Here is a 16,165-nt window from a genome sequence, read left to right as displayed (position 1 = left end):
CCATGAAGTCCGCACCTCGCCGGCCCGCCGGTACCCCCTCACGGGACCGGTCTGTCCAGCCTGCTGCGGCCGGGGGTGGCCGGCGGGGTTTCGCGGCCCTCTGTTTGGCCCTTGCTTCCGTGCTGGTGCTCAGTGCCTGCTCCTTGCCGTTCCTTCCAACACCAACTGCGAAGCCGAGCACCAGCACCGTCGACCCGTCCATTGCAGCGTCCGCGCCTAAAGGCCTCGAAAAGTACTACTCACAGTCGGTGAAATGGAGCTCGTGTGAGGACGGTTTCCAGTGTGCTGAGGTCAAGGTTCCCTTGGATTACGGCAATCCGGACTCCGCCGAGATCACGCTGTCCGCCATCAAATTGCCCAGCACTGGCACCAAGAAGGGCTCCATCCTGGTCAATCCCGGAGGCCCGGGCGGCTCGGGTGTCGATTTCGTCAAGGACGCGGGAAACACCCACTTCACTGAAAAGCTCCGCGGCAACTTCGACATGGTGGGCTTCGACCCCCGCGGCGTCAAGCGGTCTGCTCCGGTCACGTGCCTGTCAGATGCAGAACGCGATGCCGCCCGTGCGAAAGTATTCCGGGAGGACACTGACGAGGGCCTGGCCGCCGCTTTGGCCTTCAACAAGTCCCTGGCTGAGAAGTGCGTAGAGAAGACCGGACCCGTGCTGGAGCACATTGATACCGTCAGTGCTGCCAAGGACCTGGACGTCCTGCGTGCCGTTGTCAACGATGCCAAGCTCAATTACCTTGGCTATTCCTACGGCACTTTCCTCGGCTCCACGTACGCGTCGCTGTTCCCAGAGAACGTCGGGCACCTGGTATTGGACGGCGCCGTTGATCCGTCCATCAGCAATGAGGAACTGACTGCGGGGCAGGCAAAAGCGTTTGAAAAGGCCCTCCGCACGTACGTTGACGACTGCCTTGGTCAAAAGGACTGCCCCCTCAGTGGGTCCGTTGACAACGGGGTCCAGGAAATCAGGGATCTCATCAACGCAGTGGACCAGAACCCCCAAACAGCCAAGGACGGGAGGCTGGTGACCGGGACGGAGTTTGTCAACGGGCTCTTCCTCCCGCTCTACGACAACCAAAGCTGGCCAGCATTAACCCAGGCCCTGGACAGTGCCTTCTCCGGTGACGTCTCGCAGATGATGCGCATCGCCGATCTCGGCGCGGACCGCGAGGCCAACGGTACGTACAGTTCAAACTCCGCATTCGCGTTCCAGGCCATCAACTGCCTCGACTACCCGATGGTCACTGACACCGCGGGGATGAGGGCCGAGGAAGCCCGGCTCAAGCAGGAATCTCCAACTTTCGGCGCATTCTTCGCCTACGGCGGGGTCACCTGCAAGGACTGGCCGTACAAGAACACCCGCACACCTGCCCCGGTGGACTACAAGGGCTCCGCCCCTATCGTCGTTATCGGCACCACTGGAGACCCGGCCACTCCCCTCGAGTGGGCACAGTCCCTGCGCAAACAGCTTGAAAACGCCGCGCTGGTCACGTGGGAAGGCGAGGGCCACACAGCCTACGGTCGCTCGAACTCCTGCGTCAGCACCGCCGTCGACGATTACTTTGTTGACGGCAAGCTGCCGCAGGACGGGCTCCAGTGCTAGGTCCGCGTTGACCTAAGCCGTGCCGTTAGAGGTGCCTGGCTTCGCGTTTCTCCAGCAGGAGCGGGAGCTGCTTGATGGAATCCACGACGACGGTGGCCCCCGCTGCGCGGAGCGTCGCCTCCGAGTGGGAGCCTGTGAGGACGCCGGCAATCAGCGACGCGCCTGAGCGAACCCCAGAGAGCATGTCCGAGCTGGTGTCTCCGATCACGGCCACCTCACGAACATCGTCCAGGTCCAAGGCCAGCAACGCCGTCAGGATCATGTCCGGGTAGGGCCGGCCACGTCCGGCATCTGCCGGGCACAAGCTGAGATCAGCCAAGCCCATCCAACCCAGGGATTCGAGGACCATGTTCTGCGTGTGGCGGCCAAAGCCCGTGGCGAGGCAAACCTGCATGCCGGACTCCCGCATCCAGATAATGGCGTCCTCCGCGCCTGGAATCGCGCGGATACCACCATCTTCAATCAACTCGTCGTAAGCCTTCTCGAAGACCTTGTTTGCGCTCTCGGCCACTGTGGGGTCGCCAAAAAGGTCCCCGAAGACGGCCATTTTCGAAAAGCCCATGGTGTCGCGTGCGTAACCGAGCATGCTCTCGAAGCGGCTGCTGCCGGGTTCTACGCCGTGCTCGGCCAAGGCACGGGACAGGGCCCGCTCCGTGCGCCCCTCGTCAGTAATGGTTGTCCCCACCATGTCCACCACGGCCAGCCTCAGCCGGGTGGGAGTGTTGTTGGTGTCCCTGGTCATTGCATCCCCGGTCATAGAGCGGCTCCTTCGGCTGGTTTGCGTGGCTGGATGTAACCGGCCATCGTTGATTTCCCAGCCTCCGGCGGCGGAGAGAAGGCCGCCTGAACCCGGCCCGACGTGCAGGTGAACATCCCCGCAACGGCCGCCACCGCCCTCGTTTTGACCCGGGCGCGGTGCCTCTATTACAGTTATGTCTTGCGTGATCGCCCGGGAAACCGGTGATGAACGCGGTGCTTCCTTAGCTCAGTCGGTAGAGCGTTTCACTCGTAATGAAAAGGTCATCAGTTCGATTCTGATAGGAAGCTCGGTAGAGAACCCCCGAAAATCACGGATTTCCGGGGGTTCTCGTTATTTTCGCTGGCGACACCCGTATTCGTGCGCGCCACACCAACGGGCCGGCGCCCCCAAAATCCAAGCGTCCTCAGTCCGTTTCCGGGTCCTCAGGGAATTTGCGTCTCATCAGCCAAGCGCACTCCGACTGTCAGATGCCTACGCAACGGTTTGTGGCAGCGAGTGGACCGGGACAAACCCCTTCCATTGGGTGGCGCGCTCATAGGCCTGGGCGATCGCGAGCACTGTGGCATCGGTGTATTCCGGTCCCAGAATGTGCAGGCCAACGGGCTGCCCGTTGGCGAAGCCACAGGGAACACTGACCCCCGGCATACCGGTCAGGTTTGCAGCTGAAAGCATGCGAAGGGCTGCCGATAGGGAACCCTCTTCTGGAGAGCCTGTGAGTTCAGAGGACATCGCCTGGGCCAAGGGGGCGATCGCCGGAAGCGTAGGTGACACCACTGCCTGCACCCCGGCCCGTGCCATGGCCCGCGGCAAAAACGACCGGAGGTGCTCCCTTACCTGCCACGCGAGATGAATGTCCTCCTCCGAAGCCAGTGCACCTGTTTCGATCATGATGCGGGTGGCAGGCAAGTATCGTTCCGCCGCGCTTTCCAGCCTGGCACGGTGATGTTGGGCAGCTTCGGATAAGGAGATTGCGACGCTGGCATGCAGGGCAAGGTCAAGCTCGGGAAGCGGAAGTTCCACGACCTCGAATTTAAGGTCCCTGAGTACGCACAGGGCTCCTTCCACAGTTTCCCTGACTTCCGCCGTAACTCCCCACTCCGACCACATTCTGCGATCAACCCCAAGCCTGACCGGAACAGTAGCTTCACGGATTTGCGCTGATACAGGTCCCCCGAGCAGGGCCATCCCGTGTGGCTCCACCATGCCGTCCAGCAGCGCCGCGCAGTCCTCGACGCTCCGGGCAATAGGTCCCACTTGATCCATGGTGTGGCTTACGTGAAGGATGCCGGAGGAAGACACGACGCCGTTGCTTGGCTTCAGCCCTACCAGACCATTGACGGCAGCCGGGTTTCGGACGGAGCCACCGGTGTCGGTTCCCAGCGCTCCGGGAATTGATCCCACAGCCACGGCAACGCCCGATCCAACCGATGAGCCGCCTGCATACCGGTCAGGACCCCAAGGGTTTCGCGACAGTGGAGTTCCTTGTCCAAAAGCGAACTCGTGTGTTTGAAGCTTTCCGAGGATCACGGCACCGTTGCCACGGAGTCGGCGTACCACTCCAGCGTCGTCCAGAGCGATATTCCCGCGGAGGCTTTCGGAGCCGGCCTCCGTCGGCATCCCCCGGACGTCGATGACGTCCTTCACTCCAAGGGGGATCCCGTGAAGGCTGCCAGCGAATTGACCTCCGACGGCCAGGTCATCTGCGACGCGGGCAGCTTCACGCGCGCCGCGTTCGTCTATATGCGCCCAGGCTTGGGCATACTGCTCTGTGGCCCGGGCCCGGTCCACAACAGAGTCGAGCAGTTCAACTGCTGACACATGACGGCGCCGGATGAGGACTGCTGCCTCCGCGATGCCCAGCTCCCATGCTTCGGTCAAGGATTAGCCTCCCGTTTCACGCCACTCTCCTTTTCCAGAAGAATTTGCTGTTCAAAGGCAGCCTTCAGGGATTCCATCCCGGTCCGGAAGTCGCGGTACGCGCTCTCCAGCGCTGGAAGGTCCTGCTGGGCAATCGAAGATCCAACCAGATCACGGAGGATGGCCAGATGGTGACTGCTTAGCGGGAGCGCCTCGTTGACTGGCCGGCTCATCGGTGGGCCTCCGGGGTAAGTTGTCCATCCCGAACCACGCAGACGCCGTCCGCCAGGACAACACGCACATCGCGGAAATCCTCGGCGCTAGCGACAACTACATCCCCGGCTCTCCCTGCCTCGAGCCGCCCACTGCCGGGTGCGATGCCCGGGACGAGATCAGCCACGGCAGAGGTTGCCATGGCAACGGCACCAGCCAAGGAACGATGTCCACGCGCCGCGATGTCCTGGACGGCAGAAATCAGCTCGTCATGATCGCCGTCGTGTCCATAATCGGTCCCGATGACTGAGATCAGCCCGGGTTCCTTGAGCAGCAAGTCCCAGTGCTCACGCGTCTTAACCGTTCGCCTGCGGTGCAGGAGATCAAAGACGGAAGCCTCGGCAGGCCAACCCATTTTGTTGCCCAGGACAGCCAGTTCGTGGGCCTCGGCCGGCGTGTGGGAAGGGTGGTTCGCGTGCGCAGCGATGAGCGTGGCTCCGGTTCCTTCAAGCTCGGGCATTAGTTCCCTTAAGACGCTGGCGGTCGCCGATGCACTGTGGACGATGGCCGGAACGCCGAACTTCGACGCCGCACGGACGCCCTCCCGGATCCCTTCTATTGCGGGGACAAATGATGGCATCACCGTGTCCCTGACGAGCTTGGCCAATTGGGTAGCTGTGAAGGCATCCGCCAGTCCTGCATCCTTGGCGGCCTCGGCCAGCGCGGCCGGATCGAAGGCACGGATGTCGATAAACCTGCCCAGGACTGCTTCCTTGATGCGGCGGGCTTGGTCGATATTGACTCGAATACCGGAGGATTTTTGGATAGCCGCCGGGATATAGACAAGGTCCTGCCCTCCCCCACCCAACGTTTGGCCACCGCCCAGCTCCCCGATGGCGATAGCACCGTCGTCGAGCATCCCCTCAACGGTGAGGTCCCCTACCTCCGCGGTAAGACCCTTCCCGTCCGCCAATTCAGCGGCCTGCAAGCAATGTGGCAAATGCGTCGTCGCTCCGCGAACGTGCACGGCATGTCGCTTGTCGGCTTCGCGGACATCGTCCATCGAAGCGAAACCACACAGGCTAAGGACAGTGGTGGTTCCGGCTAGAAGGTGCCTGTCGAGATTCGCCATCCATCGCTCGGCGGGCAGTGCCGCTGCCGCGCTCGGGAACAGCGGGCCGGGCGTCACTCCGTGGGTGTGGATATTGATGAGACCTGGCATGACGACGCAGCCGGCCGCGTCGATGACATCGCCGTCAAATGCTTGTCCTGCATCCCAGCGGCGGAGCACATCTGCAATCCGGCCATCACGGATGACTACTGCTCCGCCGTCGATGACTGTCTCGCCGGAGGCCGTAATGACCGTGCCCCCGCGAATGAGCGTAGACATTTGCGCCCCTCTCGACTAGTTTCATCATATCGAAGTTTGCTTCACTATAGCCGTAAGGCTGCGGCGCCGGAACCCCCGAACGGAGAAGCCAATGGCACAGATGCCCACGCAGCGGGATTTCATCGGATATGGCGAAACTCCGCCACAATTCCGCTGGCCGGGCAATGCCAAGGTGGCGGTTTCCTTGGTGATCAATGTTGAAGAGGGTGCTGAGCGCAGCATCGCCCGCGGCGACAAGGCCAATGATCTTGCGGCACATTGGATTCCCGCCCAGGCATCAGCGGAACGGAACATCACCTTGGAATCGGCGTTCGAATACGGCTCCAGGGCTGGGATCTGGCGCTTACTAAGGATCCTGCGGAAGCATAGCGTCCACGCCACTGCATTCTGCTGTGCCGCAGCCTTGCAGCTCAACCCTCCAATCGCTGCCGCATTGGTCCGCGACGGACATGAGATCGCAGATCACGGGCACCAGTGGGACACGCACACAGACCTCGACGACGAAGCAGAGCAGCGCATGATCGTTGCCTCCAGGAATGCGATAGAGGCCAGCACAGGCCAGGCTCCCACGAGCTGGTACTCGCGTGATGGACTCAAGCCGGGGACGCGCCAGGTGCTCGCCACTACCGGGTTCACCTACGAATCGAACAGTTTCAACGACGACCTGCCGCACTGGGGCAGCGGTCAAGGAAACCCGCGTCTTCCCGTGCTGCCATACGCAGGCGACACCAACGATTCGGGGCTGATCAAGCAATTTCCCACCGCGACTGCGTTCGGCAACCACCTGATCGCTGCCTTGGACATGCTGCTCGAAGACCCCCGCGGCGGCCCCTCCGTGATGAGCGTGGGCCTCCACCCGCGGCTCATCGGACGGCCGGCGTATGCAGTGGCGCTTGAGCGATTCATAACCTATGCACAGCAGAAAGATGTCTGGTTCGCGACCCGGCAGGACATCGTCAATGCCTGGCTGCGCGTTACGACGGCGGAGCAGACGACGGCGGGCGGACCTCCGACGTCGTAGGGTCACCTAACTGGCGAACCGCGAAGCTGGCTTCGAGGCCGCTTCTACTCCAAAGCCAGCAGCGCTCCCCATCCCGGGATCGGGCGGGCGACTCCGGCGACGCGGAGCAGATGCCATATGGTGGCGATAGCACTGTCCACCACGGGAATGCCGAACTCCTGCTCGAGACCGGACACGTAGTATCCCGAGCGAAGGTTGGTTCCAATACACACCACGGCATCCACGTCCCGAGTGAAGGCGGGCCTCATCAGGCCCACCACTCCGGACTGGTCAAGCCTGGCTATTTCCGGGTTGGTCATCACAACTTCCGGAACCGAAATACCCTTAACGTCAATGCCGTGCGCGGCATACTCCTCCTGAATCAGCGACGCGATACCTCCGGGCCCCGGAAAAACGAGGCCGATGCGTGTTGCCTGCAATGCAGCAAGGGCCTCGACGACGGCCAAGGAGGCTGTGGTGGCCGGCGCCCCGCACATGGACTTGAGCCCGGCACATAGATCCTGATCGCCGGCGATACCCGTCCAGGAGCCGGAAGTGCCGTGGAAAGCAACGCCTTGCAGTTCGGCGTCGTTCAACAAGGAAGGAGCCTCTCCAAGGACGCCCAGATCAACTGGATCATCAAGACTTGGAGGCAGACGGAAGCGTGTGTAGTGCACTCCAAGGTCGGGCTGTTCCGCAACGATCGAGGCTGTGAGCGTTTCTGCATTCGAATTGCTCGATGGGACCAGGATGCCAAGCCTGGTCGCCGGGCCAGGAACGCCCACGATCAGTGCGCTTTGCCGAGCGAGGGTGGTGTGGATATCGCGAGCATGACTGCGGCCGAATTCGTTTGGTTGCTCCACCAGTGTGGCAAGGAAGCGTCGTACGTGAGGCTATCGCCCGCTTCAAGGACAAAATCCTGGCCCCCGATGGTCGCCACCAGGGTGCCTGCTTGCAGAATGACACACTCCTCGCCCTCGTGGGAATGCGGAACGTGTGCGCCCTCGAAGTTGGCCGGAATGGTCATGCTGATGACACCCAGCTTTCGCTCTGAATCCGGAACGATCAGCTCCATGATGATGCCCTGGGAAGGAATTTCGATTCGCCGCCTGTCCGCCCGGCGTACCAGCATGTGGTCCTGGCCCTCATTGGGGTCCATGAACATGCTTGCCAGCGGAAGGTCCAGCGAGTTCGCCAAACGAAGAAGCGTCGCAAAGGAAGGATTGCCGATTCCGCGCTCGATCTGACTGATGAGCCCCGCGCTGACACCTGCGCGTTCAGCAAGCTCCTCCACCGTGAAGCGGCCGAGTCGCTGCTGCTTGATCATGGCCCCAAGATGGGCAATCCAGAAGTCGCGTTCCAGGGACTCGGTTACTTCGCCTTGTGCTGTGTCCGTACCGTCCACGACGACTCCTTCATTAGTCCTCGGTTTTGCGTCAGTATATCGAAGATGATTTGGCTTGGATGCCTTTTTAAAGACACTGGATTCAACGGCCCCAGCGGCCCTGGCAAAGTTGCTCACGCCGCCCGCAACCCGGCGTAACCGGTCAACATGGAAGCAACCTCTTTCTCCCAATAGACGGCACAACGGTCAGCGCCACGGCGAAAAACAGTCGCCGCTGCGGCCATTGCCGGCGCCGGAACTCCGATGCTGTAACCGGCCCCTGCAACAATGTCCACCACATGCTGGATGGCTTCCTGCAAGGCTTCAGGGCGCTCTTCTCCCTGTCGACGGAGGTCCGCCCCCAGGTCAGTCGGGCCCACCCAGCCTCCGCCAAACGCGTCACTGTCAACGAACTCCTTGACGCGTTCCACAGCTTCCGCTGTCTCGAACAAGACGGTGAGCAACGGAGAAGAAGAATAGTCCATGCCAAATGACGAAGCGGGTGTTACTTGGTGGGGGCGCGATCCCAGGGGCGCATACCTCGTGGCCTCGTAGGCCTGTTCGAGTTGGTCCACCGTCCGGACCTGCGGAAGGACGATCTCGGCTACACCGGTGTTGGCGAAAGCCACCAGGGTGTTCGGTTCCAAATCCGGTACCCGCACTGCCACGTGCACCCCGGAGCCAGCCAGGCGCTGCACTACATCGCGGCACTGCCCGACGGAAATCCCTGTCTGTTCAGCATCGAGGACCAGGAAGTCCACGTCGGCGTGCGCCAGGAGGGCCAGCAAAGTGGGAGTGGGATCGGCGGTAATGATGCCAACGCTGCGTTTAAGGATCGAAGACTGTTCCTGGGTCACGTGTGGATCCTCCTCACTCATCCGGGACGAATTGCCAGTCAGCAGGCTTGCTCACGCCAACAACGAGTTCCACGTTTTCGGAGCCATCGTTGGTAAGTCCGTGCGTAGTTCCGCGTGGGATGTAAATGCCATCGCCCGGTTTTGCCCGGTACGTGGTGTCGCCAAGATGGACGATCGGGGTTCCGCTAAGGACAACGTAGAACTCTGACGCGTCCGGGTGATGGTGGCATAGATGGTGCTGACCGGGAAGGATCCGACCCCAGCTGACGCACAAATCATCAGAACCACTGAGGTCCCGGGAAATGAGCGTGCTGACCAGGCCTTGGTCGCGCTGACCGTTGAGTCCTATCTTGTCCAGGGCAGTAAAGCCTTGCTCGTGGACGTTGTGCACCAGGCGATCGATGTTGACCGTGGCTGTTTGCCCGTCTCCTGTTCCCATCACGCCGCCCCCTCGAAAGCAGCCTCGGCCGAACTGGCGTTGGCCTCAACAGGCGGGTGCTCCATCCACCAGCGTGCGATCTCCTCGCGGGTGGCGAACCACACTCCCTCTTTGGAAAGGGCGTACTCCAGAAAACGGCGCACCCCGTGGGCGACGCTGGGCCGGCCGCCGATCCTCAAGTGCAGCCCTACGGACATCATCTTGGGCACGGTTTCGCCCTCAATCAGCAGGCAGTCCAGAGAGTCCTTCAGCACGTTGAAGAAGTCCTCCGCGGTCCCCAGGCTCCCGTTTCCCCAGAAGCGGGCATCGTTCGTGTCACCCGAATATGGCACCACCAAGTGATTGTGGGTGCCGGCCTTCACATAGTAGGGAAGGTCGTCTGCGTAGGAATTGGAATCGTAAAGGACGCCTTCCTCCGCCAGGATGGTCCGCGTGTTCTCGGTGATGCCCTCACGGACATACCAGCCCACCGGCCGTACTCCGGACACAGCCTCGACGGCGGCCAAGGACTTCCGTATTTCGCGCCGCTCTTCATCCGGCTCCATTCCCACGGTTCCGCGCCACTTGTAGCCGTGGGCACAGATCTCATGACCGTCCCGGACAATAGCCAGCGCCGCGTCCGGGTTCCGTTCCAGGGCAGCTCCGCAAGCCATGACAGTTGCTGGTACGTGGTACTCCCGCAACATTCCCAGGTACCGCCAAATGCCGACGCGGCTGCCGTATTCGAAGAAGGACTCCTTCATAAGGCTGCGCCGCGAGGGATCAGAGGACCACCCGCCAAAGATCGAAACGTCCTCGTCCCGCTCATCGCCGGCTTCGATGGAACTTTCAGCGCCTTCCTCGTAGTTCAGCACCAAGGAGACGGCAACCTTGGCGCCATGAGGCCAAGTGACAATCGGGGGGTTCTCCCCATATCCAATCAGGTCCCGCATTGACTCTCTCCTTGCTGATCATAGTGACGGGGGTTCATTTAGAGCCTCCGCCCTTCGTAAACCTTGCGATGGGCAGCCAGCGATGTCGTGAGCATGCCCTGGACGTCGTCAATGACGTTTCCGTGGGCAGGCCCTATCAAGCTGGTTGGGTAGTCCTCCAGGGCTTCCTCGATGCTTCGGAACGCCGTGCCCACATCAACGAACTTGGTCCAGTAGAGGGCACGGCCCGTACCATACGCCGCCTGTTCCACGGACGGCGGTTCGGGCATTTCGGTGGAGAGCAAACGGCACTGCCCGGGCAGATGCACGGGTTCATCGTCCTCATCCGGTCCTGGTATGTCGTGGATGTAGGAAAAGCCATCGGAAACGAACATGATCCCCGCACCGGAGTCGTAACCCCAGAGAGTGTTCTCCAGGTCACGAATGTAGGCCGGAAGGAAGTGGAACTCCCTGTCCCCGAGGGCGACCGACTCCCCAGCATGCTTGGCCGTCAGACGGTCTGCATACTCGGGGAAATGAAGTGCATAATCACGAACGTCCCCAACGACGACAGCCGACGGATAACGTTCCAACAGAACCGGAAGATTGCCAGCATGCGGGATTTCCGGATGCGTTGGGAAGACGTAGTCCAGTGATCTGCTTCCAAGCGCATTCTCCAGTTCGGCCAGGACGGTATCCCGATGCGCGGGATCTCCCGTGTCCACCAGGATGGATGCTTCGGAGCCCATCACCAGATAAGACGAAACGTGGTAGTGGACTTCCTGTCCCTCGGCGCTGGCGGACAGGCATCCGCCCAGCCAATACACCCCTTCTGCGATCACGCGGCCCTTGGTTGGCTCCGCGCCCGGAACGTCGGCACTCACTGAAGACCCACCTTCCTGATCGCCTCGGCCAGGGCGCCGGCCTCGGAGGCAGATTCGCCTGCGCCGACGATCGGCTCCCCGTACCCGGGGCCGATGGCCGCAACCTGTCGCCGAAGGATTACTTCTTCAACGTCCCCTGCAATGTCCCTCGTATCCGCCTGGGCAAACCATTGGAATTTCTGCAGCCCCGCCTCAGCAGTCGAGCTGCCCGGGTAACGATGGGTGAAACCGTCCGAGGTCAGGAGCACCTTGGAGACTGGATCGAAGATCCAAAGCGTCGGCAGCAGCCGCATCAACGGCGACACGAACTCCAACGTCAGGCCATCGATAACCTCCACCTCACGCGAGGTTCCAGGATTGACCATGATGCGCTGCGGTGACGCACTCATCCTCGGCACCGTAATTCCGCCCGTGTACCAGACCGATTCGACGTTGAACCGTGCTTCGATGGCCGGAAGGTTCAGGCAACATTCCATTTCTGTTCGTGTCAGCACCACAGCCAGCCGTTCGCCCTGTTCCAGGAGTGAGTCCAACTGCTGGATGATTTCAGCTTCATGTAGCCGGATACCCGTATCCACCAGCACTGAGCCGTTGTCTCCCTTAATGAGGTAGCAATTCACGGGCTGGATGGTCCGGGTCCCGGGCGGACACCAACTCACGTTTTCGTCCAGGACGATGTTTGCTCCCAAACGGTGAACTCGGTCTCCAATGAGGCGGTGCGCGTCGGTGGCCACCGCACGCTGGGCTGTGCCTGGATTCAACGGCTTCTCCTCTCCATGATTCTCGTCAGTCGAATCAGGAGCCGGCGCCGGCCGAGTCCCAAACCTCAATGGCCTGGTCCAGTGTGCAGACATCGTGGCGGGCCCTCATGACAGTCAGCGCAGCGTCGTGGACCACGGTGTCGTACGCGCCCACAGCGTCCTCGATCAGGACTGCGTAGAAATCGTTGTGAACCGCGTCCCGCAGGGTAGCCTCGACGCAACCGCCTGTGGAGACACCCACCAGAGCGACCGATTCAATGCCCTGGCTCCGGAGAAGGAGGGCCAATTCCGTGCCTACAAATGCGCTTGGGCGGCGCTTTGTGATGATGACTTCGCCCTCTTCGGGCATACATTCGGCGCAAAACTCCGTAGCCGGATCGCCCTTGAGGCTGAGCCTGCCAAGATCGATCGGCCGCCCGTTGGCAGCCGTGTACAAAGCCCGCAGCCACGCTGGAGGCGAGCTGGCGCCGTCGGGAAGGTTTTCGACCCGGATGTGGAAGATCGGAACACCGTTCTTCCGGGCCGACTCAATTGCCCTGCCGCAGCGCTTGGCCACGGAAGGCATCATGCTCAGGTCGTGGCCGGAATCGCCAATGGCACCGCCGGCGTAGACAGCCCCTTCCTGCATATCGATAACCACAAGGGCCGTAGTGGCTGGATCCAGTAACTCCTGCAGGGTGTCGCGGACCTGCTTTCCGCAAATTTCAATCATCGGAAGTCCTTCTTCTGTAAGGTGATGCCGGCCGGGTTTCGACGGCGACCGACCGGCACCACACGTAACTACTGGCGGCCTAGCGGCCCAGGGAATTGAAGTAGATTTGGCCATTGGTCAGTGGAACCGCGCCTGTGAGACCTTCCCTCGTGACCAGCACTCCCCTGGTCTCGACGAGCGACAGAATGGCTGCACCCTCATCCACCAGCCCGGCCATCTTCTTCAGGAGGCCATCGCGCTTCTCCGTTTCCTGGTCCGGAGTGGCTGCGAGTTCGCTGCGTGCCTTATCGAATTCAGGGTTGGACCACCCGGTGCTGTTGCTGGGGGCGGCACTGCCGTAGAACGCGTAGCTGTAGAAGGCGGGATCGGCAATGACGATCGGCTCCGAGTACAGCACTGCCTGGTAACGGCCGTCGATGAGCGCCGTCGAGAAGTCGGTGGAGCTGGCTACATTCTGCAACTGGACGTCGATGCCGACTTCCTTGAGCATGGACTGGATCAGGACCGCGGACTTGGCAGCTACAGGCCCAGGACGCGTAACGCTGTAGCTAAGGGTCATCGGGAAGCCATTGCCGTATCCTGCCTCACTGAGCAGTTTCTTGGCTTCGTCCTTGTTGAACTTGTAGATCGCAGACTCGTCAACATTGGGGAAGATCGATTTTGCGGGTTCACCGAAGCCTGCGTAGGCACCCTTAATCAGTGCTTCGCGGTCGATAGCCATGGAGACTGCGTGCCGAACCTTGGGATCGGCAAGTGGACCGGTCTTGGTGTTGATCATCATAGTGTCGCGGGTCTGGCTGGGGCAGTTCATGACAGTCACGCCCGGAGACTTCTCCAGTGACTTGTACTGGTCGTATTCAAAGCCATTGGCTACCTGTACTTCGCCGGTTTCGACCAGCTGGCTGCGGGTAGCGGTGCTCTGGACAGCCTTGACGGATACACGCTTCACGGTGCCGCGAGTGCCCTCCCACTGAGGATCCGCCGTCACGGTCAGGGATGCACCGGGAGTAAATTCTTCCAGCTTCCAGCCGCTGTAGTCGGCGAGGTTCTTCGAAAGCCAGGCGTTGGCCGTGGGGTCATCCGCCGTGGCATGCTTCTTTGCCTCCGTGCTGTCGTGGATGTAGAAGAGGTTGTTTTGCAATGATTCTTCTGTGTAAGAGGTAAGTCCGGTGGTGTTCAGCTGGAAAGTGTGCTCGTCGATCACCTTGACCAGGTTGTCAACATTGAAGCCGCTGCTCTTCAGCGTCCCCTTCATAACCGGCTGACGCTTCATGCCGATGTCGAAACTCCATCGGACGTCCTCGGCCGACAGGGTGTTTCCAAACTGACTCGTCAGCTTGCGAAGGGTGACAATCACGCCCGTTCCATCAGGGCTTGGTTTGGCGCTTTCGGCCAGGCGACCCGATACTTCTGTGGACGGCGCGGGGCACGACTTGCCGTCGCTTGTTCCCATCTTGTATTCGAGGAGTTGCGAGCCGAGTCCACTGAGCACTACGTGCGAGGCGCTGCCTCCCCAAGGCGCCGGCGTCAGGCTGTCAGGCAGGGCGCCCAYGGCAACAACAACGTTTTCTATGGATTTGGTAGCTGCAGTTTGCGGGGCTGGACCTCCGCAGGCAACAAGGGATGTGGTGAGGGCAATTGCAGCGCCTCCGGTGAGCAAACGCAGACTTTTCATGAAGGTGGCTCCGTTTATTGGGGGGAAGCTACGACTGTGCAGTCTCGTAGCGGTATGCCCGCTTGTGGCCCGCCCGAATGATGGGCTCCACGTCGCGGATGTTGCTGATGAAGTTGCCGTGGGTGGGGGCCACGGAGGTGACGCCGAGTTCATCAATAAGATGAAGAACGCGATCGTAAACTGCGTCTGCGTCGTTTGCGAAGCGCGCCCAATAAAGGGCGCTTCCGGTGAAGAAGGCGGCGTTCTCGACGGCGATGGGAACCTGCAGTTCGCCGGTGGTCAAACCGCATTCGCCGGGGAGGTGTACTGGGTCTTCGTCGTCGAGTTCGGGACGGTGCATGTAACAGAAGCCGTCCGCAGTGAAGAGCACGCCTGCTCCAGGGGCAAATCCCCATTGCGTGTTGGGCAGGTCCCGGATGAGGGCCTCCACAACCACAAACTCCTGCCCACCCAGATCCACTTTGTCGCCAGGCACCTTTGCGTGGAGATTCGGAACGATCTGCGGGTAGAACAAGTGGTAGTCGCGGGTGTCGCCCACCACCTGGATGTTCGGATACTTCTCCACCAGCCTGGGCAGGTTTCCGGTGTGGGGAAGCTCAGGGTGCGTGGGGAAAACGTACGTCAGCTCGCGTCCATCCAGCAGCTCGTCCAGAGTGCTTGAAATGATCGGCCAGCTGGACGGGTTGCCAGTATCGACCAGGATGGACGAGTGTTCTCCCTGGACCAAGTAGGTGGAGTTATGGCCGTGGATTACGCGGTCGGCCAAGTGGAACGGGAGGCAGGAACTCATCCACGTGACGCCCTTCGCGACGCTGCGTGGGAGGTCGCTGCTCATCGTTTCTACGAGTTGTTCTTCCATGATTCTCTCCTAAACCAACTGCGGGGTGAGGGCGTCGAGCATGAAATCCAAATGCCGCCGCACCACGTCGCGGCCCTTGAGAACGCAACCGCGGGAAGGGGCAATGATCTCGGGGTCCAAGGTTTGGAACTTTTCCTGCAGCCATTCCCTCAGGGGTTCGCATGTGGAGCGCGGGATCCACTCGTACTTCGCATACAAGTGTCCGGCCACCTGTTCCACCGTGGTGGTGTCCTCCACGGTGGAGTCGATGATGCGCTGCCCGTCGGGCCGATCCATAACACCGTGCGTGAAGGTATCCGAGGTGAACAGCGTGCCTGTCTCCTCGTCCCAGCCCCAGAATGTGGGAAGGAGGCGCAGCAGGGGCGATTCCACTTGGAGCACGCGACCGGGCGCTATCTCGATCTCGGCAGCCCGGGCAAGGGAGTCACCCTCTTCGGTCCTGTGTGCGTCGATCTGGTGGCGCCTGCCTCGAAGTGCCATCCGGCTCAGGTCATCGAAGGCATCGAAGGGGTTGATTACCCCGCCAGTGAAGAGCCGCTCGATGTCGAACCGCCCGGCGATCGGTTCGAGGTTGGACACACAATCCATCTCGCTCCGGGTGAAGAAGATGGATACTCCCCCGCCTTCACCAATAAGCTCCGCCAGGTCCTCGAGGATCTCTTCGCTGTGGACAGCCAAACCTGAATCAACCAGAAGGCGGGAAGTTCCTTCGGTCAGGAGGTAAGCGTTCGACGGCTGGAAGCCTGTTGCACCTTCTGGAACCCAGCTCACGCGGCCGTCGAGCGGGATGTTTCCGCCGAGGACCGTCAACTTGTCTGTATGCAATGAAGTGAACATATCTTCAATCTATTGA

Annotated in this window: 17 protein-coding genes and 1 tRNA gene; 3 read left to right on the top strand and 15 right to left on the bottom strand. The window is 61.1% G+C overall.

What is annotated here, in order from left to right:
* Nucleotides 1-2: 2 nt before the first annotated feature.
* Nucleotides 3-1,610 carry an alpha/beta hydrolase gene (locus tag AB4Y87_RS13140; protein WP_442004775.1) on the top strand — a complete coding sequence of 536 codons (1,608 nt, stop codon included), beginning with the start codon at nt 3-5 and terminating at the stop codon, nt 1,608-1,610.
* A gap of 25 nt (nt 1,611-1,635) precedes the next feature.
* Here the strand turns inward: AB4Y87_RS13140 and AB4Y87_RS13135 are convergent, their stop codons facing one another.
* Nucleotides 1,636-2,367: an HAD family hydrolase gene (locus AB4Y87_RS13135; RefSeq protein WP_442004774.1), complete on the bottom strand. Its 732-nt coding sequence runs from the start codon at nt 2,365-2,367 to the stop codon at nt 1,636-1,638.
* Nucleotides 2,368-2,584: 217 nt separating this feature from the next.
* Here AB4Y87_RS13135 and AB4Y87_RS13130 point away from each other — a divergent pair.
* A tRNA-Thr gene (locus AB4Y87_RS13130) sits at nt 2,585-2,657 on the top strand.
* Between the two features lie 184 nt (nt 2,658-2,841).
* Here AB4Y87_RS13130 and AB4Y87_RS13125 read toward each other — a convergent pair.
* Genes AB4Y87_RS13125 through AB4Y87_RS13115 form a run of 3 tightly spaced genes read right to left on the bottom strand, consistent with a single transcriptional unit; the run spans nt 2,842 to nt 5,830 of the window.
* Nucleotides 2,842-4,248, bottom strand: coding sequence for an amidase (locus AB4Y87_RS13125; protein WP_442004773.1), 1,407 nt, complete (start codon nt 4,246-4,248; stop codon nt 2,842-2,844).
* Entirely contained in the window at nt 4,245-4,460 is a 216-nt protein-coding gene (locus AB4Y87_RS13120; protein WP_442004772.1) for a hypothetical protein, read from the bottom strand. The genes AB4Y87_RS13125 and AB4Y87_RS13120 overlap by 4 nt, the downstream gene beginning before the upstream one ends.
* The gene (locus tag AB4Y87_RS13115; protein ID WP_442004771.1) at nt 4,457-5,830 is read right to left on the bottom strand and encodes an amidohydrolase family protein; all 1,374 of its coding nucleotides are present in this window, start codon (nt 5,828-5,830) and stop codon (nt 4,457-4,459) included. Before AB4Y87_RS13115 ends, AB4Y87_RS13120 begins: the two co-directional genes overlap by 4 nt.
* Nucleotides 5,831-5,921: 91 nt before the next feature.
* Here AB4Y87_RS13115 and AB4Y87_RS13110 point away from each other — a divergent pair, with 91 nt between their 5' ends.
* A complete protein-coding gene (locus AB4Y87_RS13110) occupies nt 5,922-6,851 on the top strand; it encodes a polysaccharide deacetylase family protein (protein WP_442004770.1) in 930 nt (309 codons plus the stop codon).
* 44 nt (nt 6,852-6,895) lie between these two features.
* On the opposite strand, the gene AB4Y87_RS13105 is transcribed toward AB4Y87_RS13110, so the two are convergent.
* From AB4Y87_RS13105 to AB4Y87_RS13055, 11 genes are all read right to left on the bottom strand, one after another.
* Nucleotides 6,896-7,615, bottom strand: coding sequence for a maleate cis-trans isomerase family protein (locus AB4Y87_RS13105; RefSeq protein ID WP_442004769.1), 720 nt, complete (start codon nt 7,613-7,615; stop codon nt 6,896-6,898).
* A gap of 2 nt (nt 7,616-7,617) precedes the next feature.
* The gene (locus tag AB4Y87_RS13100) at nt 7,618-8,235 is read right to left on the bottom strand and encodes a cupin domain-containing protein (RefSeq protein ID WP_224094454.1); all 618 of its coding nucleotides are present in this window, start codon (nt 8,233-8,235) and stop codon (nt 7,618-7,620) included.
* A gap of 113 nt (nt 8,236-8,348) precedes the next feature.
* Nucleotides 8,349-9,071: an aldolase/citrate lyase family protein gene (locus tag AB4Y87_RS13095; RefSeq protein WP_442004768.1), complete on the bottom strand. Its 723-nt coding sequence runs from the start codon at nt 9,069-9,071 to the stop codon at nt 8,349-8,351.
* Between the two features lie 13 nt (nt 9,072-9,084).
* Complete coding sequence (locus AB4Y87_RS13090; RefSeq protein WP_442004799.1) at nt 9,085-9,510, bottom strand: cupin domain-containing protein; 426 nt, start codon at nt 9,508-9,510, stop codon at nt 9,085-9,087.
* Complete coding sequence (locus tag AB4Y87_RS13085) at nt 9,510-10,442, bottom strand: polysaccharide deacetylase family protein (RefSeq protein WP_442004767.1); 933 nt, start codon at nt 10,440-10,442, stop codon at nt 9,510-9,512. Before AB4Y87_RS13085 ends, AB4Y87_RS13090 begins: the two co-directional genes overlap by 1 nt.
* Before the next feature lie 38 nt (nt 10,443-10,480).
* Complete coding sequence (locus AB4Y87_RS13080) at nt 10,481-11,305, bottom strand: MBL fold metallo-hydrolase (protein ID WP_442004766.1); 825 nt, start codon at nt 11,303-11,305, stop codon at nt 10,481-10,483.
* The gene (locus AB4Y87_RS13075; protein WP_442004765.1) at nt 11,302-12,066 is read right to left on the bottom strand and encodes an MBL fold metallo-hydrolase; all 765 of its coding nucleotides are present in this window, start codon (nt 12,064-12,066) and stop codon (nt 11,302-11,304) included. Before AB4Y87_RS13075 ends, AB4Y87_RS13080 begins: the two co-directional genes overlap by 4 nt.
* A gap of 34 nt (nt 12,067-12,100) precedes the next feature.
* A complete protein-coding gene (locus AB4Y87_RS13070) occupies nt 12,101-12,778 on the bottom strand; it encodes a cysteine hydrolase family protein (RefSeq protein WP_442004764.1) in 678 nt (225 codons plus the stop codon).
* A gap of 79 nt (nt 12,779-12,857) precedes the next feature.
* Nucleotides 12,858-14,453: an ABC transporter substrate-binding protein gene (locus AB4Y87_RS13065; protein WP_442004763.1), complete on the bottom strand. Its 1,596-nt coding sequence runs from the start codon at nt 14,451-14,453 to the stop codon at nt 12,858-12,860.
* Between the two features lie 28 nt (nt 14,454-14,481).
* The gene (locus tag AB4Y87_RS13060; RefSeq protein WP_442004762.1) at nt 14,482-15,312 is read right to left on the bottom strand and encodes an MBL fold metallo-hydrolase; all 831 of its coding nucleotides are present in this window, start codon (nt 15,310-15,312) and stop codon (nt 14,482-14,484) included.
* Between the two features lie 9 nt (nt 15,313-15,321).
* Complete coding sequence (locus tag AB4Y87_RS13055; RefSeq protein ID WP_442004761.1) at nt 15,322-16,149, bottom strand: hypothetical protein; 828 nt, start codon at nt 16,147-16,149, stop codon at nt 15,322-15,324.
* Nucleotides 16,150-16,165: the final 16 nt, after the last annotated feature.

Origin of the sequence: Paenarthrobacter sp. RAF54_2, assembly GCF_052113945.1 — a bacterium.
Taxonomy (GTDB): Bacteria; Actinomycetota; Actinomycetes; order Actinomycetales; family Micrococcaceae; genus Arthrobacter.
Note: the sequence above shows the minus strand (reverse complement) of the source record. Positions and strands in the feature narration are given on the sequence as shown.

Excerpts from the sequence above, each read along its gene's own strand:
- AB4Y87_RS13140 (WP_442004775.1), top strand. The coding sequence starts at position 3 with ATGAAGTCCGCACCTCGCCGGCCCGCCGGTACCCCCTCACGGGACCGG.
- AB4Y87_RS13135 (WP_442004774.1), bottom strand. The coding sequence starts at position 2,367 with ATGACCGGGGATGCAATGACCAGGGACACCAACAACACTCCCACCCGG.
- AB4Y87_RS13120 (WP_442004772.1), bottom strand. The coding sequence starts at position 4,460 with ATGAGCCGGCCAGTCAACGAGGCGCTCCCGCTAAGCAGTCACCATCTG.
- AB4Y87_RS13115 (WP_442004771.1), bottom strand. The coding sequence starts at position 5,830 with ATGTCTACGCTCATTCGCGGGGGCACGGTCATTACGGCCTCCGGCGAG.
- AB4Y87_RS13110 (WP_442004770.1), top strand. The coding sequence starts at position 5,922 with ATGGCACAGATGCCCACGCAGCGGGATTTCATCGGATATGGCGAAACT.
- AB4Y87_RS13090 (WP_442004799.1), bottom strand. The coding sequence starts at position 9,510 with ATGGGAACAGGAGACGGGCAAACAGCCACGGTCAACATCGATCGCCTG.
- AB4Y87_RS13085 (WP_442004767.1), bottom strand. The coding sequence starts at position 10,442 with ATGCGGGACCTGATTGGATATGGGGAGAACCCCCCGATTGTCACTTGG.
- AB4Y87_RS13070 (WP_442004764.1), bottom strand. The coding sequence starts at position 12,778 with ATGATTGAAATTTGCGGAAAGCAGGTCCGCGACACCCTGCAGGAGTTA.
- AB4Y87_RS13060 (WP_442004762.1), bottom strand. The coding sequence starts at position 15,312 with ATGGAAGAACAACTCGTAGAAACGATGAGCAGCGACCTCCCACGCAGC.
- AB4Y87_RS13055 (WP_442004761.1), bottom strand. The coding sequence starts at position 16,149 with ATGTTCACTTCATTGCATACAGACAAGTTGACGGTCCTCGGCGGAAAC.